This window comes from Streptomyces sp. TRM68367 (assembly GCF_014495685.1).
In the GTDB taxonomy this organism is placed as follows: domain Bacteria; phylum Actinomycetota; class Actinomycetes; order Streptomycetales; family Streptomycetaceae; genus Streptomyces.
Genome location: NZ_JACTVI010000037.1, coordinates 23,499 through 49,965, shown reverse-complemented (window position 1 = coordinate 49,965; position 26,467 = coordinate 23,499). Strand labels below are relative to the sequence as shown.

The following is a 26,467-nucleotide window of genomic DNA, read 5'->3' as shown; positions in this document are numbered from 1 at the left end:
GACGCGGCGGGTCCGGCGGATACCCGATGCGCATGACGCGTACGAGGCCGGTGGTGCCGCAGTGGATCCGTGAGGCCGGACAGGTGGCCCGGGGCGGCCGGGTGCCGGGGCCCGTTGAGGCCCGCGGCGTCGGCCGGGCCGCACGGGCCGCCTTCCGGGAGCCGGGGCGCGAACGCGATCTGGCCGTACAGTCGCTGAAGGCCGCGGGGGCGGCGCTGCTCGCCTGGGTCGTGGCCGACGAGTGGCTCGGCGACCCGATGGCCCTGATGGCGCCCTGGGTGGCGGTGGTACTCGTACAGACCACGGTCTACAGCTCGCTGCGCCAGGCCGTGCAGCAGTTCGCGGCGATCTGCGCCGGAACCCTGCTGGCGTCGGCGTCCCAGGTCGCCACCGGCACGACCCTCGGCGGACTCGCCCTGTCCGTGCCGGTGCTCATGCTGCTCGCGAACTGGCCCCGCTTCGGCGACCAGGGCATCTACGCCGTCACCACGGCGATCTTCACGCTCGCCTCGGGCACCGTCTCCACGTCCGCGGTCAGCCACCGGGTGGGGCAGGCGGCACTGGGCGCGGTGATCGGGGTCGCCGTCAACGCCCTCGTCCTGCCGCCGGTCCACCTGCGGGACGTACGGGAGAACCTCGCGGCGCTGGCCCGGGAGGCGGGCGATGCGCTGCACACGGTGGCCGACGACCTGCGGAAGAGCGAGTGGGACGCGCACACCACCGTCGGCTGGCTCTCCGCCTCCGCGCGACTGGAGTACCGCCTGGACGCGCTGCGGTCGGCGCGGCACTGGAGCCGGGAGAGCCTGCGGACGGCGTACGGCCCGCTGCGCGCCGTGTACCGCGTGCCGCTGTCTGTCCCGCCCGAGGAGGAGGACGAACGCTGGAGCCGCGTCACCGGACATATCACGGCGCTGAACCGCACGCTGGCGGTCGCGGCCGACGACGGCCGCACGCCCGCCCCACCCCGGGGACCGGTCCTGGGCTCGTACGCGCATCTGCTGGACCTCATCGGAGACGCCTGCCACGCGGAGGGCAGCCGCCTGCTCGAAGGCCACACGAACGGACCCCCGGACGGCCGGACCGAGGAGGTGCTGCGCAGACTGCACCGGCAACTGCAGGACGGCCTGCGGGAGCACGCCTGGCAGGGCGCCGCGCACGCGGCGGTCCTGGGCACCCTGCTGCTGCAGGCCGAGAACCTGTGGGCGGAGATCGTTCCGGTGAGCAGGGAAGAGTGACGCGGATTACGGCACGATCCATGTCGTGGCGCGAGAGATGGGTGCGATGGGGCCTGGACGGCCATCATCCGCTCGGCCTCGACGCCGCGTTCCCCGCCAGCCGCAGTTCCTGACGCAGGGACGAACTCAGCGGCCGGATCGCATACTTGGAATGGCCGTACGCGTGCAGGGCGTCCAGCAGCGGCAGGAACAGTGCCTTGCGGAAGCGGTGGCCCTGCCCGTCGAGGGCGTGGACGGCGCCCTACCCACCGCGCCGTCCTCGACGCCCATGACGTCTGGCACGGGGCAAGTCGGGCACGGCGGTGAGGATCGGTTGCGTGAGCCGGTTCGACGCGCGGATGATCGCGGTGAGGCCGGTTGATCCCGGCCGATGTCCAACGTCGCCCCGTGAGAAGGGAACTCTCCATGTCCGAGCAGGACGAGCGATTCGACGTCGTGGTACTCGGCGCGGGCCCCGGCGGCTACGTCGCCGCCATCCGCGCCGCCCAGCTGGGCAAGCGCGTGGCGGTCGTGGAGGAGAAGTACTGGGGCGGCGTCTGTCTGAACGTCGGCTGCATCCCCAGCAAGGCCCTGCTGCACAACGCCGAGCTGGCGCATACTGTGCTGCGGGAGGCGAAGACCTACGGCATCAAGGTCGACGGGCAGGTGTCCTTCGACTACGGCGAGGCCTTCCGCCGCAGCCGCAAGGTCGCGGACGGCCGGGTCAAGGGCGTCCACTTCCTGATGAAGAAGAACAAGATCACGGAGATCGACGGCCGCGGCACCTTCCTCGACCCGCACACCCTCCAGGTCTCCGGCTACGACGGCGGCACCCGCACCATCGGCTTCGACCACTGCATCATCGCCACCGGCGCCACCCCCAAGCTGCTCCCCGGCACCCGCCGCACCTCCCGCGTGGTGACGTACGAGGAGCAGATCCTCGCCGAGGACCTGCCGCAGTCCATCGTCATCGCGGGCGCCGGCGCCATCGGCATCGAGTTCGCCTACGTGCTGCACAACTACGGCGTGAAGGTCACCGTCGTGGAGTTCCTGGACCGCGCCGCCCCGCTGGAGGACGCCGAGGTCTCCGCCGAACTCGCCAAGCAGTACCGCAGGCTCGGCATCGACGTGCTCACCTCCACCCGCGTCGACGCGATCGACGAGTCAGGACCGCAGGTCCGCGTCACCGTCACCGGCAAGGACGGCGCCCAGCAGGTCCTGGAGGCCGACAAGGTGCTCCAGGCGATCGGCTTCGCCCCGAACGTAGAGGGCTACGGCCTGGACAAGACCGGCGTACGCGTCACCGAGCGCGGCGCGATCGACGTCGACGGCCGCTGCCGTACGTCCGTCCAGCACATCTACGCCATCGGCGACGTCACCGCGAAGCTGATGCTCGCGCACGCGGCGGAGGCGATGGGCGTGGTCGCCGCCGAGACCATCGCCGGTGCGCAGACCATGGAGCTGGACTACGCGATGATCCCGCGCGCCACCTTCTGCCAGCCGCAGATCGCCAGCTTCGGTTACACCGAGGCCCAGGCCCGCGAACTCGGCCACGACGTGCAGGTGGTGAAGTTCCCGTTCACCGCCAACGGCAAGGCGCAGGGCCTGGGCGAGACGGCCGGCTTCGTGAAGCTGATCAGCGACGGCAGGTACGGCGAACTGCTCGGCGGCCACCTCATCGGCCCGGACGTCACCGAGCTGCTGCCCGAGCTGACCCTGGCCCAGCAGTGGGACCTGACCGTCCACGAGGTCGCCCGCAACGTGCACGCCCACCCGACGCTGAGCGAGGCCGTGAAGGAAGCGGTCCACGGCCTCGCCGGACACATGATCAACATGTGAGGAAGAGCGGGGGCAGCGGTGCCGGCGGGTGTCAGCCGCCGGCGTGCCCGCCCTCGGTGCCGTCGAGCGCGTGGGCCTCGGCCAGGAGGAGGTAGGCGGCGGCCGTCCACGTGTAGGCGCGGTCGCGCAGGCCCGTGCCGGTGAGGGCGTCGAAGTTCTCCGCGAAGCCGTGGGTCTCGCACAGGGCGCGGAAGCGGGCGCTGATCTCGTCCGCGAGATGCCGGTGCCCGCCGCGGCGCAGGCCGTCCTCGATGAGGACGGTGGCCGGCGCCCAGATCGGCCCGCGCCAGTAGCCGTCAGCCAGGTAGTGCGGGGAGGCGGGCTGTTCTGTGGCCAGCCCGTGTTCGGTCAGGTGGGCCTTGATGCGGTCCGCCAGCGCCGTGCTGAGGCTCTCCGGCAGGTGCTCGCCGAGCGCGATCGGCATCAGGTCGAGCAGGCCGGCGGTGGTCCAGGTGTCCCCGCTGTGGACGCCGCGCGCGGCGAACCGGTTGCCGGTCCACAGCTCGTCGAGCAGCGCGGCCCGGGTCGCGTCTGCCGTACGGGTCCACCGCAGGGCGTCCTCGGGGCGGCCCAACTCGATGGCCAGGTCGGCCAGTTCGTGCAGTTGCAGGACGAGGAACGCGGCCAGGTCGGCGGTGACGACCACGCGCTCGGGGTCGAAGGTCGTGGCGTTGTCCCAGCCGCTGTCGTTGCCGTGCTGGTAATGGGGCAGCGCGGCGCCGGGGGCGCGCCGGGCGGTGAGCCAGAAGCCGGTCCAGCGTTCCAGACGGCGGTAGGCCTCGGCGAGTTCCGCCGGCCCGAGGGGTGCGGGCAGGCGGCTGCGCAGCCGGCGCAGGGCCCAGCCGTGGATGGGGGGTTTGACGAAGTTGTAGAGCACTTCGGAGTGGGTGACCGAGTCCGGCAGCGCCCCGCTGTCGTCCTGGTGGTCGAAGGGCAGCGCGAACTGGTCCCACGCCAGCTCCGGCGCGCCGGGGGCCAGGGCGAGGGCGTTGAAGCAGTGGTCCCAGCTCCACACCTTGTCCATCCAGTGCTTGGACATCAGCACGCCGGGCCGGGTGACCAGGCCGGCCGGGCGCACCGTAGCCGACCACAGCACGTACGCGGCGAGCTCGGCGGCCGGCGTGCCGGCGGAGCGCCACGGTGCCACCGCGTCGGCGAACGACCGGAACGCACCCTCGGCAGCCGAGACGACCTCGTCGAACGCGGCCCGGCGCACATACGGGCTCCGGGCGCAGTCGAGTTCCTCCACGACCGCCTCCCACCCGCCCTCGCCGTCGGCGGCGAGCGTGAGACCGCGGTCGGCGCCGCCCAGGCTCTGCGCGCCGGACACCTCGGCGGCCGTGCCGGACAGCACCGTGACCCGGTAGCGGCGCCCGGTCTCGTACGAGGTGAACACGTACGCGCCGTCCGCCGGGTCGCGGAAGAAGTACGTGCCCGTGAAGGGCGTCAGCTCCGACGCCGCCGCGGCGACGCGCAGGCCGAGCCCCTCGCCGCGCAGCCGCACGGTGTCCGGCGACTCGTAGGCCAGGTCGGCGCGCCCGCCCCGGCCGGTCCAGCCGAGCAGACCCGGCGTGGCCCGCACGGACGTGTCGCACCGGTCTCCCGTCACCGGGTCGAGGGGGACGAGGCGCAGCACGGCGTGCATGCCGTTCTGGTGCGAGACCAGGTGGAGGTCGTCGGCGTACGTCTTCTGCGCCACTACGGGCGAGAAGCCGAACCAGGACCCGTACGTGCTGAACGGGATGTCGCGGACGGAGAAGGCCGGGCCGGAGGGGGCGGCGGTCATGCTGGGTACTCGATTCTTCGGTTGTGGCGGGCTGGACGGCGGTGGGTCAGTCCTTGACGGCTCCGGCGGTCACGCCGGCCGCGACGTACCGCTGGGCCAGGACGAGGATCACCGCGGCCGGCAGCGAGGCGACGACGGCGGTGGCCATGATGGCGTTCCACTCCTGGTTGTTGTTGCCGATGTACTGGTAGATGCCGAGCGTGATCGGCTCGTGGGCGCCGCCGTTGACGAGCGTGCTGGCGAAGACGAAGTCGGACCAGGACCACAGGAAGGCGAACAGCGACACCGTGACGACGGCGTTGCGGCTCATGGGCAGGATGATCGACCAGAAGGTGCGCACGACGCCCGCGCCGTCCGTCTTCGCCGCCTGGAGCAGCTCGCCGGGGATGCCGGACATGAACGCGGTGAAGATGAGCACCGCGAAGGGGACCGCCAGGGTGGAGTCGGCGACGATCAGTCCCGGCACCGACTGCAGCAGGCCGAGCTGCAGATAGATGGCGTAGAAGCCCATCGCCATGATGATGCCCGGGATCATCTGGGCGACCAGGAGGAGGAAGCCCAGCACACCGCCGCCGCGCGGGCGCAGCTTGGCCAGCGCGTAGCCGGCGGGCGCGGACAGGGCGACGGTGAGCGCGACGGTGCCCAGGCCGATGACGAGGCTGGTGCCGAGGTAGGGCAGCTGCTGGTCGAGGACGGTGCGGTAGCCCTCCAGCGTGCCGTGCGACGGGAACAGGTCCGGCGGACTCTTGCGCATGTCCTGGTCCCGGGTGAGGGACACGTTGACCATCCAGTAGACAGGGAAGAGCATGCCCGCGGTCAGCAGCAGACCGACCGCCGTCTTCCCCCACGTGAGGCCGCGTCGGTTCACGACACCTCCTGCTTGCGCTGCACCCTCAGATAGACGAGGCCGAAGACCAGGGCGGCGACGACGAGCAGGTTGCCGACGGCCGCACCGGGGCCGAAGGCGGGCAGCAGGTTGCCGAAGCCGAGCTGGTAGGACCAGGTGGCGAAGGTGGTGGACGAGTTCGCCGGACCGCCCTTGGTCATGATCCAGATGATGTCGAAGACCTTGAGCTTGTACACGAGGCCCAGCAGCAGCGTGATCGCGGACACCGGGCGCAGCAGCGGGAACGTGACGCGCCAGAACCGCTGCCAGGCGTTTGCGCCGTCCAGCGCGGCCGCCTCGTACAGGCTGCGCGGGATGGCCTGCAGACCGCTGTAGAGCAGCACCAGGTTGAACGGCACGCCGATCCAGATGTTCGCGACGATCACCGAGGTGAGCGACCACGACGGTGACGTCAGCCAGTTCACCGCGTCGAGCCCGAGCAGGTTCAGGGCCGCGTTGACGATCCCGGAGTCGCTGTTCAGCATCCACGACCAGGTGGAGGCCGACACGATCAGCGGCAGCAGCCAGGGCACCAGGAACAGGGCGCGCAGGGTCGCGGAGAGCCGGAAGTGCTGGTTGAAGAAGACCGCGAGGGCCAGACCGATGGCGTACTGGAAGACGAGCGACGCGGCGGTGAACACCACGGTGTGCGTCAGCGCCGGGCCGAACGTCGGGTCGTCGAAGACGGTCAGGTAGTTCTTGAGACCGGTGAACGGCGCGTCGCCCTGTACGAAGGAGCGGACGGTGTAGTTCCGCAGGCTCAGGTCGATGTTGCGGTAGAGGGGATAGGCGTAGAAGAGGACGAGGTAGACGGCCACCGGGGCCAGGAAGCCCCAGGCGGCCCACTGCTGGGAGGAGGGCCGGCGCCGCCGCTTCGGAGGCGGACCGGCGTCGGCGGCCGCGCTCACGTCCCGCGCCCGCGGCTGTGTCGCTTGGTTCATCAACGTGCCCCGGGCCATGGTCACTTGGCGGCGTTCTGCGCCGAGGACAGCGCGTCCTCGGGCGACTTGGAGCCGCTCAGGGCGGACTGGACCGCCTTCCACAACTGCTCCGAGATCTTCGGGTACTTGGTGCCGAGGTCGTCGCTGGTGCGTCCCCTGGCGGCCCTGACCGCCTCGACCCACGGCTTCAGCTCTGCGTCCGCGGCCACCTGCTTGTCCTGCACCTCACGGGTGGGGGCGACGTACGACAGGGTCGTGTCCGTGTCGTAGAGGTTGGTGCCGCTGGTCAGGCAGGAGACCAGCTTGCTCGTGGTGGCGTAGCGGCCGGTGTCGCCCTGGACCGGGACGGTGACGAACTCTCCGCCGGTCGGGGCCGCCGCGGTGCCGCTCTTGGCGGCGGGGATCGGCAGCACGCCGTAGTCGAAACCGGCCTTCTTGGCGTTGGCCAGCTGCCAGGTGCCGTTCTCCGCGAACGCGTAGTCGCCGCTCGCGAACTCCTGCCAGCTGGTGGTCTGCGTGTTGTTGAGCACCGAGTTGGGGGCGTAACCCTGCTTCAGCCAGTCGCTCCACAGCTTCAGCGCCGAGACGCCCTCGGGCGAGTCGACCTGGGTCAGCTTTGCGCCGGCTCCCCAGAACCACGGCAGGAACTGGAAGCTGCCCTCCTCCGTGCCGATCGCCGAGAAGGTGATGCCCTTCTTGCCCGCCTTCTTGACCTTGTCCAGGGCCGCGGTGAGTGACGGCCAGTCCTTGATGGACGCGACGTCGACGCCCGCGGCCTTCAGGACGTCCTTGTTGTAGTACAGGGCGAGGGTGTTGGCGCCGATGGGAGTGCCGTACGTCTTGCCGCCCGTCTGTCCGGCGGCGAGCAGGTTCGGGTCGGCCTTCGAGGTGTCTGTCTTGGTGTCCTCGGTCGTGGTGAGCACGCCCGCCTCGGCGAGGGTGGACACCACGGGGTTGTCGACGATCAGCACATCGGGGGAGTTGTCCTGCTGGGCTGCCAGCAGGGCCTTGTTGGTGAGGTCGCTGGTGTCGTACGCCGTCCGCTCGACCTTCACGCCGGCCTGGCCGCCGCAGCGGTCCAGCAGCTTCGCCCACGCCGAGCTCTTGTCGAACTGCGGGTACGGGTCCCAGACGGTGTAGGTGCCGCTGTCCGCCGCGTTCGAGGCGGCGTTCTTGCCGCTGGAACACGCGGTGGTGCCGGCGGCTACGGCGACGACGGTCATGGCGGCGGCGGCAAGACGCCGCCCGGTGGCTCTGTTCATGGTGCGTTCCTCTTCGGCTCTGGGCACACGGGTGCCTGAGGAGGGGTGACCGGGGTGAATGCGAGAGGGGACGAAATGTGGTGGGTGGCGTGTGGTCAGGTAGTCGCGTCGGCCCCGGCGGGGGCCGTGCTGGCGCGCAGGGAGATCGGCGGCGTGAGGAGCTGGTGCCGGGGCGGGGCGCCGGGGTGGTCGAGGCGTTCGACGAGCAGCTCGACGGCCAGCCGGCCCATCTCTGCCGCGGGCACGTCCGCCGCGGTGAGCTGCGGGGTCACCGTCTCCGCCCACCGGCTGGCCACGACCCCCGTGACCGAGAAGTCGCGCGGGACATGCAGTCCGGCATGGGTCAGCCCTCGGTAGAGCCCGCCCAGCGCGGCCTCGTTCAGCGTCACCACGGCCGTCGTACCGGGATCGTCGTGCAGGATCCGCTCCACGCACGCCTGGCCCGACGGGGCGTCGTCCCCGCAGCAGTACGTCCGGACGGTCAGCCCGCGCTCCGCCGCGGCCTTGGTGAAGCCGTCGAGACCGCGGTGCGCGGACTCGTAGCCCGCCCGCAGCAGCTGCTCGGGCCGGTTGACGAAGGCGACCCTGCGATGCCCCAGGTCCGCGAGATGGTGGACGCACGCCTTCACCAGCGCGGTGTGGTCCAGGCTGACCCACCAGTCGCCGTCCGGCTGCTCGGTGCGGCCGATGCAGACCGCCGGGAAGCCCACCGTCCGCAGATGGTCGACCCGGTCGTCCCGCAGCCTGATCTCCATCAGGATCGCGCCGTCCACGCGCCGCTCTCCCAGCAGCCGTTGGAAGGAGCTGTCGCTGTCCGCGCCGCTCGGGGAGAGCAGCACGTCGTAGTCGTAGGCCGCGGCGGCCTCCACCACGCTGCCGATGAAGTCCAGCTGCATGCCGGTGTAGTGGTTCCCGGCCGGCGGGAAGACCAGGCCGAGGGTGCTGGTCCGGCCGTTGGCCAGGGCGCGGGCGCTCGCGTTGGGGCGGTAGCCCAGCTCGTCGATGACCCGCTGGATCTTGCGCCGGGTGGCCTCCGACACGGAGCGCTTCCCGCTGAGCGCGTAGGACACGGTGCTCCGCGAGACACCGGCCCGCTGGGCGATCTCACCGATGTTCACGGAACTCCTTCGTCGAACCAGTGCGGTGCGCGTGCGCTCCCCGCGGGCCGTGGGTCGCCACAGGGTAGCGGAGGCTGAGGCGAACGGTTGTCGAACCGGTTCGCTTCGGTGACGGTAGGAGTAACCGGGGTGGGTGTCAACGCCTCAGTGGTGCTTCCCGAAGTAGCCGAGAGATCGTGGTCATGGATCTTCGCTGCGGGTATTGCTGGCCGATCGCCTCGCTGCTAAGTTCCTCGAACCGGTTCGACAGCCCCGGGGTTGCGAGGGTGCCGTCCGACCACCGTCAGCGCCGCGAGGATCAGGAAGGGCAGCAGCTGACTCATGAGCCCGACCCCTCGTCGGAACCGCGACCCGGCGTCCGGGAACTCGGAACCGATGGGCGACAGCCCCTTGCGCCTGCGCCAGTAGATCCAGCCCCGGCGCTCCAGCCACAGCGGCAGCTGATCCGCGAGCACCAGGCCCGCTCCCAGCGCCGCGACGCCACCCGGGGCGCCCGCTGACTCACCCGCCATGCCGGGACGACGGCCCGAACGCCCCGCCGGGTTCCCGGAGCCGTCAACCGGCCGCTGATAGCGTGCACTTGAAGCGAGGGGAGATGGCCGCCGTGGCCGCCGAACTCGGCGCCACGCCCACTCAGGTCGCCCTCGCCTGTCTCCTCGACCGCTCACCGGTCGTCCTGCCGATCCCCGGCACCGCCTGCATCGACCACCTGGCGGAGAACCATGCCACGGCGGACCTCCACCTCACACCCGCCCACCGCGACCGCCTCGACCGGCTCGTCCCGGACCCCTCCTGACGACCGCCGCGGCAACAAGGCAAGCGGGCCCCGCGCAGTGCCCCCCGTCAGCGGCGGCGGCGCGTGCGGCTACGCGGCGCCGTTCCAGTCGTACGGGCCGCCGCCCCGCCACTCGATCAACTCCGGGTCGTCGACGGCCGTGTCGGCGGTGGGCAGGCCAGCGGCGTGCAGGAACTCCAGCACGTCGAACAGGCTGTACGCGGTGCCCACGCGATCCCCGTGGATCGTCACGGGCCGACCGCCGTCCTGCGAGGGCGGCAGTACGACCACGGGCGGGCGCTCGTCCATAGGACCACCATGCGCCCGAAGCGGCCGGAATGCAGCTTGACGGCGGTGAGACGGGTGGTTCCCTCTGAGGACGCCGCTACGCGCAGCCGTCGGGCGACGCCCTACCGGCACGGGTGCGCGTAGCGGCGTTTGTGGGTGTCCCCCCGCAGGAATGATGCCAGTTGGGCCTGATGACGGGAGCGGTCGGCGGGGAGGGATGCGGCATGCCCCAGTCCGACGACGAGCGGCTGTGCGCCCTCGAAGCGCGGCTCACGCGCGACGACCCCCGGTTCGCGCGGGCGATGAGCAGCGGACGCCCCGCCCGGCCCCGCGAGTACCGGCACACCGGCGCCTGGTGCACGCTGGCCGTCGCCATCGCCGTACTGGCCACCGGTATCGCCGTGGCCGACGGGCTGCTCATCGCCACCGGCCTGGTCCTCGCGGGCATCGCGGTCGAGCTGTTCGACCCGCACCGCGAGCGCGGCCGGCGCGGTGAGCCGCCCCTGGGCTGAATGCCGTGCCCCGGAGCGCCGGGCTCCGAACCCCCCTGCTCACCCTGCTGCTGAGGGACCTCCGCCGCGTGGTGCCACGTTCGGCGTGCGCTAGAATTTTTTACAGAGTGCTTACGCTCCATTGAGCGGCTACTTGCTCAACTGTGAAGCAGTGCCGGGTGGTTCAGGCTGACGTGAGGGGGCGTGACATGGATCGAGTCGCCCACGTGCGCGTCGAGAACGCCGCCCGCGACAGCGTCCCGGATACCGGCAGCGCCGGCCGGAACGACCACCCCGTGCGCTGACGCCTCCTCCCCGCCCGCCATCCCTTGTCCCTGCCCCCGATACGGCCCTCCCCGATACGGCACGCAGCCGATCGACTCCACGGGGAACCCGCGTACCCGTACGCCGTCGACGAACCGCCCGCGCTCCGGCCCGGCCGCAGGCACCCACGAAGGCACAGACGCCGTCACCGAACCGACCACGGAGGACAGACGCCCGTGCACGACACCACCGCCATGCTGATCGAACTCGGGGCCGTCATCCTGGCCCTGGGGCTGCTGGGACGCCTCGCGGGACGGGTGGGCTTCTCGCCCATACCCCTCTACCTGCTCGCCGGACTCGCCTTCGGACAGGGCGGCATCCTGCCCCTGGAAGCGAGCGAGGAGTTCATCGCCACCGGCGCGGAGATAGGCGTTATCCTCCTGCTGCTCCTGCTCGGCCTCGAGTACAGCGCCTCGGAACTCGTCAGCAGCCTCAAGAGCCAATACCCCTCCGGCGCCGTCGACTTCGTCCTCAACGCCGTCCCCGGCGCCGCGATGGCGCTGCTGCTGGGCTGGGGCCCGATCGCCGCCGTCGCCCTGGCCGGCGTCACCTGGATCTCCTCCTCCGGCGTCATCGCCAAGGTCCTCGGCGACCTGGGACGGTTCGGCAACCGCGAGACCCCGGTCATCCTGAGCATCCTGGTCCTCGAAGACCTCTCCATGGCCGTCTACCTGCCCATCCTCACCGCCCTGCTCGCCGGGGTCAGCCTGGCCGGCGGCACCGTCACCCTCACCATCGCCCTGGCCACCGTCGGCGCCGTCCTGTACGTGGCCCTGCGCCACGGCCGGCTGATCAGCCGCGCGGTCTCCTCCGACAACGCCGAGATGCTCCTGCTGGTCGTCCTCGGCCTCACCCTCCTCGTCGCCGGACTCGCCCAGGAACTCCAGGTCTCCGCCGCCGTCGGCGCGTTCCTCGTCGGCATCGCCCTGTCCGGTGAGGCCGCCGAGGGCGCGAGTACCCTCCTCACCCCGCTGCGGGACCTGTTCGCGGCGGTCTTCTTCGTCTTCTTCGGTCTGCACACCGACCCCTCCGACATCCCGCCGGTGCTGCTGCCCGCGCTCGCGCTCGCGGCCGTCACGACCCTGACGAAGATCGCCACCGGCTACTGGGCGGCCAAGCGGGCCGGGATTTCGGCCAAGGGCCGCTGGCGGACCGGCGGCACGCTGGTCGCCCGCGGCGAGTTCTCCATCGTCGTCGCCGGACTCGCCGTCGGCGTCGAGCCGCGCATCGGCTCGCTGGCCACCGCGTACGTACTCATCCTGGTCGTCGTCGGCCCGCTCGCCGCCCGCTGGACCGAACCGCTCGCCCGCCGCCTCACCCGGCGCCCGCCGGCCGAGCCGCTCGACACCACCGTGCCGGCCGAGACGGCAAAGGCCACGTCCGCGAAGGGCTGAGTGGCGGGGGAGTACGGTTCCGGGGATGGTTGAGCGGCGGGGGAGGGCGGACACCGCGGACGGCTGAACTACGGGGAGGGCGGGACTCCGGGGCCACGGGGAGGGCTGGGCTTCGCGGGCGGCTGAGTCACGGGGAGGGCTGGGCTCCACGGCCGGCTGAGCTACCAGGGGGCGTGCCGATGACGGAACCTCGACGACACCCTAACCAGCATCCGGACGGGTGCACCCGGTGGAACAATGCGGTTCGGGGGCCACGCCGCCGGGACGGGCCGCGCCCGGTGGCAGGTCGGCGGAGGACCGGAAGGAAGCGTCAGCATGATCGAGTGGGTGTCCCTCGGTACCGGGGCCCGACCCGTTCCCCGGCCCGTCGCCACCTCCCTGGTCTGGGCCACGGCCACCGGCGGCGCACTCGTGCTGGTCGCCCTGCTCAACACCTTCGTGGGTATCGGCCGCCCCGGCTTCGCCCTGGTCGCGCTGTCCCTGCTGGCCGCCCTGCTGGGCCTGTGCGCGCGGTTCACCGCCGCCCCCGGCACGGCCGTGCTGTGCTGGCTCTTCCTCAACGGCTTCGCCATACCGCCCGCCGGCACCCTCAGCTGGACAGGGGCCCGCGACACCTTCTGGCTGGCCTGCCTGCTCACCGCCGCCCTTGTCGGCACCACCCTGGCCCGCCTCGCCCACGCCCGCGCCGCCTACCGCCGGGTCACCGCAGGGGCGTGGGGACCGAACAACCGGCCGTACGACTGACCCCGCGGACCAGGCCTCTCCCTCCGGTCGGCCTCGATTGGGTAAAGGGTCGCGGCACGGACTGCTTCGTGACGGAAACCTTTGCATAGTCTCAAGACCGAGGAGGGGTGCCTGTGGTGAGGGGAGGGCGGCTCTCATGCGTCACGACACCGCTGGAGCAGGCCATGATCATGAGGAAGCCGCCGTCCAGTGCCACGGTGCTGTCCTGGGTGCCGGTGTGCGTGATGGCGATGGTGTGCGTGGTGGACGTCGTCGCCGGGCCGAGCGTGGGATTCCTGCCGCTGGTGTCGCTGGGGCCGGCATTCTCCGGGCTGGTCGGCGGCTGGCGCCGTACGGCCGTGATCGGCGCGGTGGCGCTGGTGCTGTGCGTGGGACTCGGGCTGTACGACGGGCTGTTCGAGGAGCGGCGGGGCTTCACCGCGATGGCGTCGGTGGCGGGCGTGACCGGCGTGGGCGTCGCGGCTGCCGTGATGCGCTCGCGCCGTGAGGCCGAGCTGGCCAGTGTGCGGTCGATCGCGGAGGTCGCCCAGCGGGTGCTGCTGCGGCCGGTGCCGCGCACCGCTGGCCCGCTGCAGGCGGCCGTCTCGTACACCTCGGCGGTGGCGGAGGCCCGTATCGGCGGTGACCTGTACGAGGTGGTCGCCTCGCCGTACGGGGTCCGGGTGATCGTCGGCGATGTGCAGGGCAAGGGGCTGGCGGCGGTGGAGACGGCCGCGGTGGTGCTGGGCGCGTTCCGGGAGGCGGCGTACGACGAGACCGACCTGGTCGGGCTGGGGGAGCGGCTGGAGCGCAGCGTGGAGCGGGAACTGGAGGGGGAGAAGTTCGTGACCGCGGTCCTCGCCGAGGTCGGCGCGGACCACGAGGTCGTCCTGCTCAACTACGGTCACCCGGCCCCGGTGCTGGTCCGCCGCGACGGCACCGTCGACCTCCCGCAGCCGCTCGCCTACGCCCTCCCGCTGGGCCTGAGCGCCCACGGCGCGGAGGGACCGAAACCCTTCCGGGTGCCGTTCGCGCCCGGCGAGCAACTGCTGCTGTACACCGACGGCGTCACCGAGGCCCGCGACGAGCACAGGCGCTTCTACCCGCTGGCCGAGCGCGTGTACCTGCTGAAGGATCGGGACGCCCACCGCGCCCTGGACACGCTGCGCGAGGACCTGGTGCGGCACACCGCCGGGCCGCCGCACGACGACGCCGCCATGCTCCTGCTCCGCTACCACGGCCACGACGAGGGCGAGCACACCGCCGTCCCCGCGTGATCGGCCGGCGGCCGGACGGGGCGTGGGGGACGAGGTGTCGATCGCCACCAACTGCTGCTGAGGCGTGGCCAGATCGGGCAGGGTGACGCCGAGTCGGGGGCCGATCTTGCGGCAGGTGGCGTCCAGGCGGGCGTGTCCGGCGACGAGGTGCTCGCCGGCCTCCTGGGGACCCGTCCAGCACGTCCTCGATCAGGGCCCGGTCGACCGGACGGGCCGCGGACCGGCCGAGCCCGGTGGTCATGTCCAGGCCCCACACGGGGCGGCTGTGCTCCTCCACCAGACCGGGCACGAGCCAGGCACCGCCCAGGTCCACCACCTCGGTACCGGGCCCGCGCAAGTCGCGTACGCGGGCGCCGGTGAGGACGAGGCCGGCGGTGGGCATGGCGGGGTTCCTTGAGGGAGCGGGCGATGACGCCGGCCGGGGTGCCGGGAGTCAGCGCGCGCTGCTCCAGGTGTGGGCGACGTCGATGACGACACGGCCGTCCATCGGCAGCACCCGGAACGGCAGCCGGGCGCGGACTCCGAGGCCGACCTGCGTGTCCCCCTCGAAGCTGCCGGCGAACCGAGCGTCCCTGAAGGTGCGGTATCCGGTGAGGTCCACGCCGGGCAGGGTCCGGCCCGCCCGTGCGGGATAGGCGGGTTTGCCGGTCGCGGGGTCGTACGCGGGTGCGGCCACCCGCACCTCGAGCACGGCGCCGCCGCCGACGGGTATGACCTGCCCCGATCCGTCCTGGTGCAGGCGGTCGACATACCTGACCGAGTAGCCGAGGCTGCCGCGGCCGGCGCCGGGAACGTCGACGACCATCCGGTCGAAGCAGACGTGGCGGCCGGTCCTGATGTTCTGCACCGGCGTTGCCGTGGCGGTGGCGCGCGTCTTGTCGGCGCTGCCCCAGCCGGTCGGGCACGCGGTGGTGCGCGTGGTGGTGGAGGCGGTCGGCGCGGCGTCGGCCGGGACCGCGGCCACGCCCAGCGTGGCGGCCATGAGCGAAACGGTCGCCCAGGCGGTTCGTGTTCGTGCCATTGTCTCCCCCGAGACCTCGATGGTGCTGATATCGGGTGAGACGAGCGGGTTGACGGAAAGGTTGCACTACCTGGCGTTTCGGTGTCCGAAGACCGCTCATTCCTTGCGGCCGGTCACCGCCACGGTCACCCCCAGGCCGATCATGGTGAGGCCGCCGGCCCCGCCGACCAGGGACAGCCGCCGCGGCGACCGCGCGAACCAGCTCCGCGCGGTCGACGCCGCCAGCCCCCACACGCTGTCGCAGGTCACCGCGATCACGTTGAAGACCAGCCCGAGCAGCAGCATCTGCGCCGCGACATGTCCCTGGCCGCGGTCGACGAACTGCGGCAGTACGGCCGCGAAGAACACGATGGTCTTGGGATTGGTCACCCCGACCGCGAACCCCTCCCAGAACGTCCGCAGCCCGCCGTGCCCGGCCGCGTCGGCGGCGAACGCATCCGCCAGCACACCGCGTGTCCGCCACGCCCTGACGCCGAGATACACGAGGTAGGCCGCGCCGGCGAGCTTCAGCACCGTGAAGACGAGCACCGAGCGCTCGACGACCGACCCGACGCCGAGAGCGACGGCCAGGACGAGGACGTAGGCACCGAGCGTGTTCCCGACCACCGAGGTCAGCGCTGCACGCCGCCCCTGCGCCAGCGCCCGCCCGATCACGAACAGCACACTGGGGCCGGGCACCACGATCAGCAGAAACGACATCGCCGCGAAGGCGAGCAGACGGTCGGCGGACACCATGCGCCCATGCAAGCACGGGGCGGCTGCCGCCGCGCAACCCGATTACCCGCACCCTTCTGAGACGCCGTGGCCCGGCTCGGCCGAAACCGCTCGACGCCCGCTGAGCGGGCTGCCTATGCTCTCCGCCGCGGCATCGCGTGTCGGTCACCGGCTGGGTGAGACATGGAGGTTCCGCGGAGATGCCTGTGGAGGCATTGACCAGTGTCAGTCGAGTTCAACCACACCATTGTCTTCTCCCGTGACCGGGAGAAGTCTGCCCGTTTTCTCGCCGGGATCCTCGGTCTTGAGGTCGGGGAACCAGCCGGGGTGTTCCTGCCGGTGACGACCAGCAACGGCGTCACGCTGGACTTCGCGACCGTCGACTTCGACATCCCCATGCAGCACTACGCGTTCCTCCTCTCGGAGGAGGAGTTCGAACAGGCCCTCGCCCGGCTCGTCGAGCAGGAGATCCCGATCCAGGCCGATCCGCACGGCAAGCACCCGCGCCGCATCAACCGCAACGACGGCGGCCGCGGCGTGTACTTCGCAGACCCGGCCGGCCACGGCCTGGAGATCATCACCCGTCCGTACGGCAGCGATCCGGCCTCGGAGCTGAACGGTGTGACGGAGGAAGTCCCCGGGGCCAGCTAGCCCCGCACGCCGGGTGACGACTCCCGGGGATGTGCGCGGCCGTAGGCGGCGTCGAGGACCAGGTTCATGAGCCGCTCCGGCTGGTCCGCGTCGGTGCGGCGGGCCGTGGCCAGGGCGATGCCGGCGACGAGTTGGAGCAGGTCGTCGGCGGTCAGGTCGGTGCGGGCCGTTCCCTGCCGCTGTGCCCGGGTGAGCAGGGCCGTCGCCGCGTCCAGGATCACCTGGTGGCAGTCGAGGCCGGGCGTGACGGGTTCCTCGATCATCACGGTGCTGACCATGCCGTGGTTGACGCGGGCGTGGGTGAGCAGCGCGTGCAGCCAGTGCGCCAGGGCGTCGTCGGGGGTCTCCGTGCGCAGCAGGGTCTCCGCCTGCGCGCGCAGGGCGTCGATCCGGTCCCTGAGGACCGCCGTCAGCAGGGCGTGACGGTTCGGGAAGTGCCGGTAGAGGGTGCCGGGACCCACGCCGGCCCGGCGGGCGATCTCGTTGAGGGACGCGCCGGGCCCGGCCTCGACGAACACCTCCTGCGCCGCGGCGAGCAGCCGTTCGCGGTTGCGCAGCGCGTCGGTGCGCCGCGGTGCGGGGGCGGAGCCGGGGCCGTGCGTGTGGGTCATGGTGCCGCCTTCGGTCGTCTCCGGGGCTGCGGGGTCTCGTCGTCGCCGGAGGCAGCGGGGTCTCCGGGTCTCAGGACCCTCCGGCCGACGAAGTGGAGAGCCTCTCCGTACGCTACCGAAGCGCACGCAGCGCAGCGGCCTCCCGGAGAGCTGACCGAAGCCGGCGTCGGCTGAAGCCGCTGCTCAGGGTATGAAGCGCACGTCCGGGTGGGCCGGGGACGGACCGGCCGGCAGGTGCTGTGGCCGTCCCCGCAGGTGCTGGTCGAAGAATGCCGTGAGGTAGGCGCGCTGGGCGGCGGTGCTGCGCTCGGTGCCGACGGTGCCGAGGTACTGGCCCTCGACACCGGGCCCGTGATCGCCGTCGGACACTCCATGGGCGGACAGGTCGTCAACCTGCTCGCCGGCCGGCACCAGCACGCCGTCCACTCGGTCGTCGCGCTCGACCCCGCGCACGGCGCCGACGAGTCGGAGGCCGAGGTCGTCCCCGCCCGCCTCGCCGCCTACCGCACCCACGGCGCCCGCGCGGCCGCCGCCTTCGTCGCCGACTCCTTCGCCCCGACGTCCCCGCCCGGACTGGCCACCGCCCACGTCCGCACCATGCTCGGCACACCCGACCACGTCGTCGTCCAGGCCTACGCCGGCATGTACACCGACGCCGACGCGGTCGGCGTCCGCAAGCAGAGCGAGGAGTATCTGCGGCACCGGATCTGCCCCTCGCTCACCGTGTGGACCGCGGGCGAGCCCGCCACATGGGAGAACGAGAACCTGCACGTCCGCGGCTCCCGCGTCGACCACTGGCCCGACACCGGCCACTACATGCACGAGGAACGCCCGCGGCGCACCATCAAGCTCATCGAGAAGTGGGCCGACAGCACCCTCGAGGACTAGGGCCGACGGCGCGGCCGTCGCAGGGGTTTACCGCAGCCGGTGCGGGCTACGCGGCGGGCACACGGAAGTCCCCGCCGACTCCAGTCCCGGGAGGTGCCCATGACCCGGAAGGTACGGGACGTGATGTCACCGGGCACGGCCGCAGTCGAACCCATGACCACGGTGGCGCGGGCGGCCCGGCTGATGCGCGAGCAGGACATCGGCGATGTCCTGGTGGCCTACGACTGCGACCTGTTCGGTGTGCTGACCGACCGCGACATCGTGCTGCGGACCGTCGCCGAGGGCCGCGATCCCAGCGCCACCCCGGTCGGCTCGGTGTGCACCCACCCGCCTGTGGTGACGCTGAGCCCGGCCGACACGACCGACCACGCCGTCGAACTGATGCGGCAGCACGCCGTCCGCCGGCTCCCGGTCGTGGAACACGGCGGCTGCCCCGTCGGCATGGTCAGCCTCGGCGACCTCGCCACCACGGAGGACCCGCACTCCGCGCTGGCCGACATCAGCAAGGCGCCGCCCAACCACTGACGGCCACCGAGAGGGGAGGGCAGGGCATGAATGACCGACGCCCCGACCGGACGCGCCCGACGCGGGAGCCGGTGCCCCGAGCGCGGTCCGGTGCCTTCGGCCATCACTTCCCGCGCACCGGCACCGAACCGGTCACCGCTCAGAGCGCGCTCGGTCTGCGGCTGCTGCTGGCGGCCGTGTTCCTGCCGTTGTTCACCGCCGCCGCCGTGCTCTTCGGCATCTGGGCCGCGCAGTCCGGCCCAGGCGAGAGCCCCGGCCGTGGTCCGCTGGTGACCCTCACCGTGGTCTGCGCGCTGCTCGCCCTGGCGACGGCAACGGACCTGACGGTCGTACTGCGCCGCCTGCGCCGCGAGCGCGGCACCCGCCGGGGCACGGCAGCACGACGGGGCACGACGACATGACCTCCCGCGGCGGGCCGCCGCCGACCACGGCCGGCCCGCCCTCGGCGACTGTCAGCCCCGGACGGCTGTCAGCGCTGGTAGAGCCCCACCAGCGTGCCGCTGGCGAGCTGCCGTTTCTCCACCTCCCGGTGCACCTCCTCGGCGCTCGGCGAATCGGAGAGGACACACGGCTCCGACAGGGCGTAGAGCCGGAAGAAGTAGCGGTGCGCCTCGTCCCCCGGCGGAGGATGCGGCCCGCCCCAGCCCTGCTCGCCGTAGCCGTTGACCAGTTCGGTGCCGCCCGACGGGTGCTCGCCCGCACCGACGCCGTCGCTGTGCGGGTCGATACCGACCACGATCCAGTGCGCGAAGGTGCCCGACGGCGCGTCGGGGTCCTCGCACAGCAGCACCAGTTCGGCCGCGTCGTCCGGCGCGCCGCTCCAGGTCAGCGGAGGCGAGACGTTCTCCCCCTCGTACGCGTACCGGCGCGTGATGAAGGAGTGATCGTTGAATGCGCTACTGCTGAGTTCGATGTCGGCCATGCGCCCCGGAGTACCCCGGCCGGCGCCGCTCATACCGGCCGGCCCGCGCAGCTCACCCCGCACACGGCACCGCGTACGTACGGCCCTCCACCCCCCACTCCCCGTCCGGCGGCCGGGCCCCGGCGTCCATCGCCCGCAGCACCGGTCGCCCGATGTGCGCCAGCACCAGCCGCCGTACCCCGTGCCGCACGGCCTGTTCGGCCACCGACTGCACCGTCGCGTGGCCGCCGACGCCGCCCCGGAACCGGATCGGCCGCTCCCAGGCGGAGGCCTCGGCGAACACCAGGTCCGCGCCCGCCGCCCATTCGGGGAACTCCCAGAACTCCGGCGCCCATACGGCCGCGCAGCCGCGTGCCTCGATGCGGTAGCCGTACGCCGGATGCGAGGTGTGCACGACCGGCAGGCACCGCACCCGTACGGCGGCCAGCTCCAGGGCACCGGCGTGCGGCCGGACGCCCCGCGCGGCCGCGCTCCGGCGCAGCGCCGACCGCAGCTCCGCCTGCTCGTCGGTGACCAGCCAGTCGTCCAGGCGGCCGGACGGCGGCTCGGCGCCGGGCCCGCCGTTGAAGGCCACGCGGTGCCCGGCCCAGCGCAGCAGCAGACCGGCGGGCGCGAACCGCGGCGAGTTCATCGCGTCAGCCGCAGCCACCGGGTCATCGGCCGGTACCCGTGCGCAGCGTGAGAGGGCCGTCTGGTTCCAGGTCCACGTGCACACCGTCGCTGATCCGGTCCAGCATCGTGCGCAGCCATGCGCGGTCCTCGTCGCACGCCGCTGCCAGCCGCATCCGCCGCACCTGGAGGGGCACCATGCGCAGCGCGGCCAGATGCCCGCTGTCCGCCGCGACCGACACCAGGTAGGCCAGGCGCAGGTCGTCCCGGTACTCCTCGTACCCCTCGATGCCCTCGTAGTCGTCGATGAAATCGCCGCAGCCGTACAGGATCAGCCGGTCCCGGTACACCTCCACCGGGCGCGGGTGGTGCGAGGAGTGGCCGTGGACCACGTCGACCCCGCCGTCCACCAGGGCGTGCGCGAAGCGCACCTGGTCCCGGGGGACGCGATACCCCCAGTTGGAGCCCCAGTGCACGGACACGACCAGCACGTCACCCGCCCGCCGGACCTGCTCGACGTGCCGGACCACGGCGTCCGCCGCGCCCGGAGTCAGTTCGGGGACGTAGGCGACCCCTGACCGGTCGGCGGTCGCCGCCCAGTCGGGCGGGATGCCGCTGGACCACGCCCCGAGCGCGAACACCAGGACACGACCGCCGCCGGGCAGCGGGACCACCGCGGGCGCGTACGCCTCGCCGGCGCTGCGCCCCGCGCCCGCCGTCCGCAGCCCCGCACCGGCCAGCGTGTCCAGCGTCTCCGTCAGGCCGGGGCGGCCGAAGTCCAGGACGTGGTTGTTGGCCAGCACGCACACGTCGGGCCGGACCACGGTCAGCGCGGACAGGTTCGCCGGATGCATCCGGTAGTGGATCGCCTTGCCGGGCGCGAACGTGTCGCTGCGCGTCACCGACGTCTCCAGGTTCACGATCCGCACGTCCGGCGCCGCCTCGTCGAGCACCCGCAGCGCCTCGCCCCACGGCCAGTCCGGGGCCACCGGCGACGGCACCGGGCCGCCCGCGGTCTCCGCCAGCCGGACATAGGAGCGGGCGTCCCCGACGTAGGCCTCCCGCAGGGCCGGATCGCCGGGGTGCGCGAGGATCTGGTCGACACCGCGCCCGAGCATCACATCACCGCACAGGAACAGCGTCACCTCGCCGGTGCCCATGTCTCCACGGTAGGCCCGCAGGTGTCGTACCGGGCGATCCGCGGTACTCGCTGCCACGCCGCAGGAGGTCGCCATGGAACGGGTCGAGGAACTGGAGCTGGTCGAGGAGCGCCCCTACCGCTTCCGTATCCCCCGGCACGGGCCGATGCGCGTGCCCGGCGTGGTGTTCGCCTCCCGGGACCTGCTCGCCGACGCCCGGCAGTCCCTGGCACAGGTCGCCAACGTGGCCACCCTGCCGGGCATCGTCGGCGCCTCGTACGCCATGCCCGACGTCCACTGGGGCTACGGCTTCCCCATCGGCGGCGTCGCGGCGACCGACATCGAAGAGGGCGGCGTGGTCTCGCCCGGCGGGGTCGGCTTCGACATCTCCTGCGGCGTACGGCTGCTGGCCGCCGACGCGGACCGGCGCGAGCTGGCGCCGGCCCTGCCCGCCGTCATGGACGGCCTCGACCGGGCGATCCCGCGCGGCGCGGGCCCCGGCGGCGTGTGGCGCCTCACCGGCCCCGGACAACTGGAGCGCATCCTCCGCGGCGGCTCGCGGTACGCCGTCGAGGAGGGGTACGGCGAGCAGCGCGACCTGGACCGCTGCGAGGACGGCGGCGCCGTCGCCGACGCCGACGTGGCCCAGGTCAGCGCACGCGCGCGCGAGCGTGGCCTCGCACAGGTCGGCAGCCTGGGGTCCGCCAACCACTTCCTGGAGGTGCTGCAGGTCGACGAGGTGTACGACGAGCAGGTCGCCGCCGCCTTCGGGATCGCCCTCGGTCAGGTGTGCGTGATGATCCACTGCGGTTCGCGCGGGCTCGGGCACCAGATCTGCACCGACCACGTGAAGCTGATGGACCGCGCCATGGCCCGTTACGGCATCACCGTCCCCGACCGGCAGCTGGCCTGCACCCCCGTCGACTCCCCGGAGGGGCGGGACTACCTCGGCGCGATGGCCGCCGCCGCCAACTACGGCCGCGCCAACCGCCAGTTGCTCTCCGACGCGGCCCGCCGCGTCTTCCGCGGCGCCGCGCACACCCGGCTCTCCCTCGTGTACGACGTCTCCCACAACCTCGCCAAGACCGAGACCCACGAGGTGGCCGGGGCACGCCGCCGCCTGTGCGTGCACCGCAAGGGCGCCACCCGCGCCTTCCCGCCCGGCCACCCCGAACTCCCCGCCGACCTGCGCGAGTCCGGGCAGCCGGTGCTGATCCCCGGGACCATGGGCACGGCGTCCTACGTCCTGACCGGCGTCGCCGGCGGCGACGCCTTCCACTCCACCTGCCACGGCGCGGGCCGCCTCCTCAGCCGCCACCGCGCGGCCCGCACGGTCACCGGGAAGGAACTGCGGGCCAGGCTGGAGGCCGGCGGCATCGCCGTACGCCCCAAGTCCTGGCGGGGCCTGGCCGAGGAGACGCCGGAGGCCTACAAGGACGTCGGCGCGGTGGTCGCCGCGAGCGAGGGCGCGGGCCTGTGCCGCACGGTGGCGCGGCTGGTACCGCTGGGCGTGGTCAAGGGCTGACCCACGGTTGCACCACGGCAGAGTCTGAACCCACGGCCGGGGCCCACGCCTCACGGTCTGGCGCGCCCGGTACGCCGTGACCCGCTGGCCCAGGTCCGCCCGTACGCCTGATCCGTCGGCCCAGCGCGGTCCGTACGCCGCGGCCCGTCGGCCCCGGCCCACCACAGGGCCTACGCGTCGATCGTCACCGCGCACGACCACCCGTACGGGTCCGGCCCGATGTGCAGCTCGTTCCACGCGACGGCCTTCGGCACGGCGCCCGTGATCTCCACGTCCGTCAGCCCGGCCACCGCCAGCCGGACGTCCAGGTCGCCGTCGGCCTCGTCCGTCTCCACGTCCAGCGGCACCTGGCCGTACACCTCGAGGCGGAAGATCACCTCGTCCAGCAGCGCGGCCAGCAGGTCGTCGTCGGCGGCCTCGGCCAGCCGGAGCCGGTCCACGGCGGTGGGCCGCACCCCGGAGACGTCGGCGAAGCACTCCACCATGCCCAGCACCGCCTCGGCCAGGCAGCGCTCCCGGCTGGGCGCCCACGCCTCGATGCGGATGTCCGCTGTGTGCGGCACCGCCCGGTGCCCGCTGCCACCCTCCCGGCGCGTCTGAATGTCGTCGTCCGTGTCACCGACCATGACCCTCACCTGCCCTGCCGACGCACACACATGCTGACGGAGTCGGGGCGGGGACGCATCCGGAGAGCCGGTCCCCCGTCACCGGGGCACGTCGGGCGCCGTCCGCTCCGGGCCGAGGGCCGGCACTACCCCGGTCGCGAGATACACGTCGATCTCGGCGGCCAGGTAGGGGGTCGTCGGTGGGTTGGTCGCTCGGGCAGGTGAGGAGGTGGGTGAGAGAGCCGCGGGCCGCGGCCAGCCGGTCGATCTGCGCCTCGCGCTCGGCGATCCGGTCCCGAACCGTCGTACGCCAGTCCCGGTCGTCGCCGCCCCCGGCCGGCAGGCCGGCGATCTCCGGCAGGCTCATCATCGCCGTGCCCTGCACTCGGCGACGTCGCGGCGCGCTTCGGCGTGGCCCTCGTGCAGGCCTACCCCGCCGCGCGACCGGGCCCGGATGATCGGCCTGAACGGCACGATCGGCGGCTCCGCGATCGTCGCCGGGCATCTGCTCGGCGGCGTGCTGGTGGACAGCACCGGCTGGCGTGGACGGGTTCGTGCGCGGTCTGCACGTGGCGGGCGTCGTCACCGGCCGTGCTGCCGGATACGTGAGCTGGATCACAGGGCGGGGAGTGAGTGCGGGCCCGGGGCGGCTCTCGTACTCCCGGGTGACGGATCGGGCCCGGATGCGAGGATGGGGCGCCATGACGGCAGGGTGGGGTGCTCGCACGGTACGTGCCGCGGTGTTCGCGGCCGTGTGCGTGCTGCTCGCCGCCCTGGGCCACGCGATGATGGCCGGCGAGCCGATGCCGCCGGGGACCCTGGCGGCCGGCTGGGCCGGGACCGCCGTCGCGGGCTGGTGCCTGGCCGGACGGGAACGCGGACTGCTGCTGGTCGTGACCGTCGTGCTCGCCGCGCAGGCCGCCCTGCACGCGGCGTTCTCCTTCGTGCCGTCGGCGGGCGGGTGCGCCGCCCTGGACGCCATGGACATGGACGCCACGGGCACGGCGTCGATGCACATGGGCTCGATGCACGTGAGCCACACCGGCACGGGCCTCATGGACCACGCGGACCACATGGCGCACAGCGTCACGGGCGGCTCGTACTCCCCGGGCATGCTCGCCGCCCACCTGCTGGCCGCGCTGCTGTGCGGCCTGTGGCTCGGCTACGGCGAGCGGGCCGCGTTCCGGCTGCTGCGGGCCGTGGCCGGACGGCTCGCGGCACCCCTGCGCCTGCTGGGCGCTCTGCCCGCGCCGCCGCACCGGCCGCTTCTGCGGATGCGGCGCCGCCGCTCGGACCGGGCGCCGCGGCTGCTCCTCCTCGTCCACGCGATCACCACTCGGGGGCCGCCCACGGGGAGCGCTGCCGTCTGACGGCAGTCGGTGGTGCCGGGGCCGCGAGGTACGCGCCCCGGGTCCCGGCCGTACGCCCGCGTGCCCGTATCGGGGTGTGCCCGGTGCCGTACGGCCGTGTCCCCGTTCACCGGACCGCACACCGGCGCGCCCGCACGCGTGTGTGCCGCGATCCCGGATTTCCCGAGAAGGACCTCAGGTGACCACTTCTGCCCTGCCCGCCTCGCGCGAGACCGCAGCAGGCGAGATCGCCTCACGCGAGACCGCTCCACGTGCGGACGCGCCCACCGGTACACGCAAACAGGAGACACCCACCCGTACGCACCGATCCGCCCGCGCCGACGAGGCGGTCACCGCGTGGGCGCTCGCCGCCCGCGGTGGTGACCCGGAGGCCGTCGAACGGTTCGTCCGCGCCCTGCACCGCGACGTCCTGCGGTTCGTCGCCCACCTGAGCGGCGACCCGCAGGCGGTCGACGACCTGGCGCAGGACACCTTCCTGCGGGCGCTGGGCAGCCTGCACCGGTTCGAGGGCCGCTCCTCGGCCCGCAGCTGGCTGCTGGCCATTGCCCGGCGCGCGGTGGCCGACAGCCACCGGTACGCCCTCGCCCGGCCCCGCTCCTGCGACGCGGCCGACTGGCAGCTCGCGGTCGAACGCGCCCAGCCGCGCGGCCTGCCCGGCTTCGACGACGGCGTCGCGCTGCTCGACCTGCTGGCCGCGCTGCCGCCAGAGCGCCGTGAGGCGTTCGTCCTCACCCAGGTGCTCGGGCTGCCGTACACGGAGGCGGCCGAGCTGAGCGGCTGCCCCGTCGGCACGGTCCGCTCCCGGGTCGCCCGCGCGCGCGAGACGCTGCTCGACCTGCTCACGGACGCCGACCGACCCGTCGCCATGGCGGCCTGATCGCAGGCTGCGGAGGGTGTCATGGGCGTGCGCTCCGGATACCCGAGAAGTATCGGTACCGAAAGGTCTCCGGACCGGTTTCGGGACCGGAAGGGAGGATGCCGTGAATCTGCCAGCGCAGCCTGCCGGCGGTCCGCTGGAAGAGCGGCGCAGGCCGGGATGGCCGCTGTGGGACTGGAACCCGTTCACCGACTTCGAGAACCTGTGGCGGGACATGAGCAGGGCCTTCGAACGGGGCGCGGCCCCCGTGTGGGGCACCGGCTCCTGGGTGCCGGCGGTCGAGGAGGACGAGACCGAGGACGCCTACGTCATCCGCGCGGAGCTGCCCGGGATCCCGCGGGAGAACATCTCCGTGGACGTCGACGAGCACGAGCTCCAGATATCGGGCGAACTGTCCGAGGAGCGGAAGGGCCAGGTGCTGTCGCGCCGGGCCGGCCGGTTCTTCTACCGCACCAGCCTGCCCAGCGGCGTGGACGGCGAGAAGGTCGAGGCCGACCTCACCGACGGCGTCCTCACGGTCCGGCTGCCGAAGGCGGGCGGCACCAAGCGACGCCGCATCCCGATCGGAGGGAAGGGCTGAGTCGCGAGGCACGAGTGCGTGCCTCCCGGCGCGAGGAGCGCACGCACGGGGGAGGAGAAGCCTCCGTGCGTGCACCCTTCGGTGCCGGGCGCGTGCGCCGAGGCGCGAGCGG

30 protein-coding genes are annotated in these 26,467 nt (G+C 72.8%); 15 read left to right on the top strand and 15 right to left on the bottom strand.

The features are described from left to right. The first annotated feature begins 32 nt into the window (after positions 1-32). Together H8R17_RS23230 and lpdA are read left to right on the top strand one after the other, a co-directional pair. Positions 33-1,235, top strand: a complete 1,203-nt coding sequence (locus tag H8R17_RS23230) for an aromatic acid exporter family protein (RefSeq protein ID WP_187825141.1) — start codon at positions 33-35, stop codon at positions 1,233-1,235. Between the two features lie 405 nt (positions 1,236-1,640). Then, a complete protein-coding gene (gene lpdA, locus H8R17_RS23225) occupies positions 1,641-3,053 on the top strand; it encodes a dihydrolipoyl dehydrogenase (protein WP_187825140.1) in 1,413 nt (470 codons plus the stop codon). 31 nt (positions 3,054-3,084) lie between these two features. Here the strand turns inward: lpdA and H8R17_RS23220 are convergent, their stop codons facing one another. The 6 genes from H8R17_RS23220 to H8R17_RS23195 all read right to left on the bottom strand — a co-directional run bounded on the left by H8R17_RS23220 (position 3,085) and on the right by H8R17_RS23195 (position 9,558). Further along, positions 3,085-4,839, bottom strand: a complete 1,755-nt coding sequence (locus tag H8R17_RS23220; protein WP_187825139.1) for an MGH1-like glycoside hydrolase domain-containing protein — start codon at positions 4,837-4,839, stop codon at positions 3,085-3,087. A 46-nt stretch (positions 4,840-4,885) separates the two neighbouring features. Next, on the bottom strand, positions 4,886-5,707 hold the full coding sequence (locus H8R17_RS23215) for a carbohydrate ABC transporter permease (RefSeq protein WP_187825138.1): 822 nt from the start codon (positions 5,705-5,707) through the stop codon (positions 4,886-4,888). Further along, positions 5,704-6,666, bottom strand: a complete 963-nt coding sequence (locus H8R17_RS23210) for a carbohydrate ABC transporter permease (RefSeq protein WP_187825137.1) — start codon at positions 6,664-6,666, stop codon at positions 5,704-5,706. Before H8R17_RS23210 ends, H8R17_RS23215 begins: the two co-directional genes overlap by 4 nt. Before the next feature lie 20 nt (positions 6,667-6,686). Beyond that, positions 6,687-7,928, bottom strand: coding sequence for an extracellular solute-binding protein (locus tag H8R17_RS23205; RefSeq protein ID WP_187825136.1), 1,242 nt, complete (start codon positions 7,926-7,928; stop codon positions 6,687-6,689). 95 nt (positions 7,929-8,023) lie between these two features. Next, positions 8,024-9,046: a LacI family DNA-binding transcriptional regulator gene (locus tag H8R17_RS23200; RefSeq protein ID WP_187825135.1), complete on the bottom strand. Its 1,023-nt coding sequence runs from the start codon at positions 9,044-9,046 to the stop codon at positions 8,024-8,026. Positions 9,047-9,270: 224 nt separating this feature from the next. Next, a complete protein-coding gene (locus H8R17_RS23195) occupies positions 9,271-9,558 on the bottom strand; it encodes a hypothetical protein (protein ID WP_187825173.1) in 288 nt (95 codons plus the stop codon). On the opposite strand from H8R17_RS23195, the gene H8R17_RS23190 reads away from it, so the two are divergent. Further along, positions 9,543-9,842 carry an aldo/keto reductase gene (locus tag H8R17_RS23190; protein ID WP_399477144.1) on the top strand — a complete coding sequence of 100 codons (300 nt, stop codon included), beginning with the start codon at positions 9,543-9,545 and terminating at the stop codon, positions 9,840-9,842. The two genes, H8R17_RS23195 and H8R17_RS23190, sit on opposite strands and share 16 nt — an antisense overlap. A 69-nt stretch (positions 9,843-9,911) precedes the next feature. Here the strand turns inward: H8R17_RS23190 and H8R17_RS23185 are convergent, their stop codons facing one another. Further along, the gene (locus H8R17_RS23185) at positions 9,912-10,130 is read right to left on the bottom strand and encodes a hypothetical protein (RefSeq protein WP_187825134.1); all 219 of its coding nucleotides are present in this window, start codon (positions 10,128-10,130) and stop codon (positions 9,912-9,914) included. Between the two features lie 203 nt (positions 10,131-10,333). Here H8R17_RS23185 and H8R17_RS23180 point away from each other — a divergent pair, with 203 nt between their 5' ends. The 4 genes from H8R17_RS23180 to H8R17_RS23165 all read left to right on the top strand — a co-directional run bounded on the left by H8R17_RS23180 (position 10,334) and on the right by H8R17_RS23165 (position 14,318). Beyond that, positions 10,334-10,621: a DUF3040 domain-containing protein gene (locus H8R17_RS23180; protein ID WP_187825133.1), complete on the top strand. Its 288-nt coding sequence runs from the start codon at positions 10,334-10,336 to the stop codon at positions 10,619-10,621. Positions 10,622-11,100: 479 nt separating this feature from the next. Further along, on the top strand, positions 11,101-12,318 hold the full coding sequence (locus H8R17_RS23175) for a cation:proton antiporter (protein ID WP_187825132.1): 1,218 nt from the start codon (positions 11,101-11,103) through the stop codon (positions 12,316-12,318). Positions 12,319-12,633: 315 nt separating this feature from the next. Next, positions 12,634-13,062, top strand: coding sequence for a hypothetical protein (locus tag H8R17_RS23170; protein WP_187825131.1), 429 nt, complete (start codon positions 12,634-12,636; stop codon positions 13,060-13,062). Positions 13,063-13,226: 164 nt separating this feature from the next. After that, a complete protein-coding gene (locus tag H8R17_RS23165; protein ID WP_187825130.1) occupies positions 13,227-14,318 on the top strand; it encodes a PP2C family protein-serine/threonine phosphatase in 1,092 nt (363 codons plus the stop codon). A gap of 433 nt (positions 14,319-14,751) precedes the next feature. Here the strand turns inward: H8R17_RS23165 and H8R17_RS23160 are convergent, their stop codons facing one another. Together H8R17_RS23160 and H8R17_RS23155 are read right to left on the bottom strand one after the other, a co-directional pair. Continuing rightward, on the bottom strand, positions 14,752-15,300 hold the full coding sequence (locus H8R17_RS23160) for a hypothetical protein (RefSeq protein ID WP_262505441.1): 549 nt from the start codon (positions 15,298-15,300) through the stop codon (positions 14,752-14,754). Positions 15,301-15,435: 135 nt separating this feature from the next. Further along, positions 15,436-16,074 (bottom strand): LysE family translocator, encoded by a 639-nt coding sequence (locus tag H8R17_RS23155; RefSeq protein ID WP_187825128.1) that lies wholly within the window; start codon positions 16,072-16,074, stop codon positions 15,436-15,438. A gap of 201 nt (positions 16,075-16,275) precedes the next feature. Between H8R17_RS23155 and H8R17_RS23150 the strand changes: the two genes are divergently transcribed. After that, the gene (locus H8R17_RS23150; RefSeq protein WP_187825127.1) at positions 16,276-16,704 is read left to right on the top strand and encodes a VOC family protein; all 429 of its coding nucleotides are present in this window, start codon (positions 16,276-16,278) and stop codon (positions 16,702-16,704) included. On the opposite strand, the gene H8R17_RS23145 is transcribed toward H8R17_RS23150, so the two are convergent. Beyond that, complete coding sequence (locus H8R17_RS23145) at positions 16,701-17,315, bottom strand: TetR/AcrR family transcriptional regulator (protein WP_187825126.1); 615 nt, start codon at positions 17,313-17,315, stop codon at positions 16,701-16,703. The genes H8R17_RS23150 and H8R17_RS23145 overlap by 4 nt on opposite strands. A 183-nt stretch (positions 17,316-17,498) precedes the next feature. After that, a complete protein-coding gene (locus tag H8R17_RS47225) occupies positions 17,499-17,684 on the bottom strand; it encodes a hypothetical protein (protein ID WP_316959507.1) in 186 nt (61 codons plus the stop codon). Here H8R17_RS47225 and H8R17_RS23140 point away from each other — a divergent pair. The 3 genes from H8R17_RS23140 to H8R17_RS23130 all read left to right on the top strand — a co-directional run bounded on the left by H8R17_RS23140 (position 17,667) and on the right by H8R17_RS23130 (position 19,129). After that, positions 17,667-18,203 carry an alpha/beta hydrolase gene (locus tag H8R17_RS23140; RefSeq protein ID WP_316959506.1) on the top strand — a complete coding sequence of 179 codons (537 nt, stop codon included), beginning with the start codon at positions 17,667-17,669 and terminating at the stop codon, positions 18,201-18,203. The two genes, H8R17_RS47225 and H8R17_RS23140, sit on opposite strands and share 18 nt — an antisense overlap. A gap of 99 nt (positions 18,204-18,302) precedes the next feature. Next, positions 18,303-18,728: a CBS domain-containing protein gene (locus tag H8R17_RS23135; protein WP_187825124.1), complete on the top strand. Its 426-nt coding sequence runs from the start codon at positions 18,303-18,305 to the stop codon at positions 18,726-18,728. Between the two features lie 26 nt (positions 18,729-18,754). Continuing rightward, positions 18,755-19,129 carry a DUF6343 family protein gene (locus H8R17_RS23130; protein ID WP_187825123.1) on the top strand — a complete coding sequence of 125 codons (375 nt, stop codon included), beginning with the start codon at positions 18,755-18,757 and terminating at the stop codon, positions 19,127-19,129. 68 nt (positions 19,130-19,197) lie between these two features. On the opposite strand, the gene H8R17_RS23125 is transcribed toward H8R17_RS23130, so the two are convergent. From H8R17_RS23125 to H8R17_RS23115, 3 genes are read right to left on the bottom strand one after another with little or no spacing between them, the layout of a single operon-like run. Continuing rightward, positions 19,198-19,650, bottom strand: coding sequence for a YbhB/YbcL family Raf kinase inhibitor-like protein (locus H8R17_RS23125; protein ID WP_187825122.1), 453 nt, complete (start codon positions 19,648-19,650; stop codon positions 19,198-19,200). Positions 19,651-19,702: 52 nt separating this feature from the next. Beyond that, positions 19,703-20,299: an MBL fold metallo-hydrolase gene (locus H8R17_RS23120; protein WP_316959505.1), complete on the bottom strand. Its 597-nt coding sequence runs from the start codon at positions 20,297-20,299 to the stop codon at positions 19,703-19,705. Positions 20,300-20,303: 4 nt separating this feature from the next. Next, positions 20,304-21,419 carry a CapA family protein gene (locus H8R17_RS23115; protein ID WP_187825121.1) on the bottom strand — a complete coding sequence of 372 codons (1,116 nt, stop codon included), beginning with the start codon at positions 21,417-21,419 and terminating at the stop codon, positions 20,304-20,306. A gap of 73 nt (positions 21,420-21,492) precedes the next feature. On the opposite strand from H8R17_RS23115, the gene H8R17_RS23110 reads away from it, so the two are divergent. After that, a complete protein-coding gene (locus H8R17_RS23110; RefSeq protein WP_316959504.1) occupies positions 21,493-22,923 on the top strand; it encodes an RtcB family protein in 1,431 nt (476 codons plus the stop codon). A 170-nt stretch (positions 22,924-23,093) separates the two neighbouring features. Here the strand turns inward: H8R17_RS23110 and H8R17_RS23105 are convergent, their stop codons facing one another. Next, positions 23,094-23,549, bottom strand: a complete 456-nt coding sequence (locus H8R17_RS23105) for an archease (protein WP_187825120.1) — start codon at positions 23,547-23,549, stop codon at positions 23,094-23,096. 680 nt (positions 23,550-24,229) lie between these two features. Between H8R17_RS23105 and H8R17_RS23100 the strand changes: the two genes are divergently transcribed. From H8R17_RS23100 to H8R17_RS23090, 3 genes are all read left to right on the top strand, one after another. Then, complete coding sequence (locus tag H8R17_RS23100; RefSeq protein WP_187825119.1) at positions 24,230-24,898, top strand: hypothetical protein; 669 nt, start codon at positions 24,230-24,232, stop codon at positions 24,896-24,898. 178 nt (positions 24,899-25,076) lie between these two features. Next, a complete protein-coding gene (locus H8R17_RS23095) occupies positions 25,077-25,775 on the top strand; it encodes a sigma-70 family RNA polymerase sigma factor (RefSeq protein ID WP_316959503.1) in 699 nt (232 codons plus the stop codon). 103 nt (positions 25,776-25,878) lie between these two features. Beyond that, positions 25,879-26,355 carry an Hsp20/alpha crystallin family protein gene (locus H8R17_RS23090; RefSeq protein WP_223125379.1) on the top strand — a complete coding sequence of 159 codons (477 nt, stop codon included), beginning with the start codon at positions 25,879-25,881 and terminating at the stop codon, positions 26,353-26,355. Positions 26,356-26,467: the final 112 nt, after the last annotated feature.

Excerpts from the sequence above, each read along its gene's own strand:
- H8R17_RS23210 (WP_187825137.1), bottom strand. The coding sequence starts at position 6,666 with ATGAACCAAGCGACACAGCCGCGGGCGCGGGACGTGAGCGCGGCCGCC.
- H8R17_RS23170 (WP_187825131.1), top strand. The coding sequence starts at position 12,634 with ATGATCGAGTGGGTGTCCCTCGGTACCGGGGCCCGACCCGTTCCCCGG.
- H8R17_RS23180 (WP_187825133.1), top strand. The coding sequence starts at position 10,334 with ATGCCCCAGTCCGACGACGAGCGGCTGTGCGCCCTCGAAGCGCGGCTC.
- H8R17_RS23110 (WP_316959504.1), top strand. The coding sequence starts at position 21,493 with ATGGAACGGGTCGAGGAACTGGAGCTGGTCGAGGAGCGCCCCTACCGC.
- H8R17_RS23105 (WP_187825120.1), bottom strand. The coding sequence starts at position 23,549 with ATGGTCGGTGACACGGACGACGACATTCAGACGCGCCGGGAGGGTGGC.
- H8R17_RS23100 (WP_187825119.1), top strand. The coding sequence starts at position 24,230 with ATGACGGCAGGGTGGGGTGCTCGCACGGTACGTGCCGCGGTGTTCGCG.
- H8R17_RS23195 (WP_187825173.1), bottom strand. The coding sequence starts at position 9,558 with ATGGCGGGTGAGTCAGCGGGCGCCCCGGGTGGCGTCGCGGCGCTGGGA.
- H8R17_RS23185 (WP_187825134.1), bottom strand. The coding sequence starts at position 10,130 with ATGGACGAGCGCCCGCCCGTGGTCGTACTGCCGCCCTCGCAGGACGGC.
- H8R17_RS23125 (WP_187825122.1), bottom strand. The coding sequence starts at position 19,650 with ATGGCCGACATCGAACTCAGCAGTAGCGCATTCAACGATCACTCCTTC.
- H8R17_RS23230 (WP_187825141.1), top strand. The coding sequence starts at position 33 with ATGACGCGTACGAGGCCGGTGGTGCCGCAGTGGATCCGTGAGGCCGGA.
- H8R17_RS23205 (WP_187825136.1), bottom strand. The coding sequence starts at position 7,928 with ATGAACAGAGCCACCGGGCGGCGTCTTGCCGCCGCCGCCATGACCGTC.
- H8R17_RS23130 (WP_187825123.1), top strand. The coding sequence starts at position 18,755 with ATGAATGACCGACGCCCCGACCGGACGCGCCCGACGCGGGAGCCGGTG.
- H8R17_RS23160 (WP_262505441.1), bottom strand. The coding sequence starts at position 15,300 with ATGGCCGCCACGCTGGGCGTGGCCGCGGTCCCGGCCGACGCCGCGCCG.
- H8R17_RS23155 (WP_187825128.1), bottom strand. The coding sequence starts at position 16,074 with ATGGTGTCCGCCGACCGTCTGCTCGCCTTCGCGGCGATGTCGTTTCTG.
- H8R17_RS23165 (WP_187825130.1), top strand. The coding sequence starts at position 13,227 with ATGATCATGAGGAAGCCGCCGTCCAGTGCCACGGTGCTGTCCTGGGTG.
- H8R17_RS23220 (WP_187825139.1), bottom strand. The coding sequence starts at position 4,839 with ATGACCGCCGCCCCCTCCGGCCCGGCCTTCTCCGTCCGCGACATCCCG.
- H8R17_RS23115 (WP_187825121.1), bottom strand. The coding sequence starts at position 21,419 with ATGGGCACCGGCGAGGTGACGCTGTTCCTGTGCGGTGATGTGATGCTC.
- H8R17_RS23135 (WP_187825124.1), top strand. The coding sequence starts at position 18,303 with ATGACCCGGAAGGTACGGGACGTGATGTCACCGGGCACGGCCGCAGTC.
- H8R17_RS23145 (WP_187825126.1), bottom strand. The coding sequence starts at position 17,315 with ATGACCCACACGCACGGCCCCGGCTCCGCCCCCGCACCGCGGCGCACC.
- lpdA (WP_187825140.1), top strand. The coding sequence starts at position 1,641 with ATGTCCGAGCAGGACGAGCGATTCGACGTCGTGGTACTCGGCGCGGGC.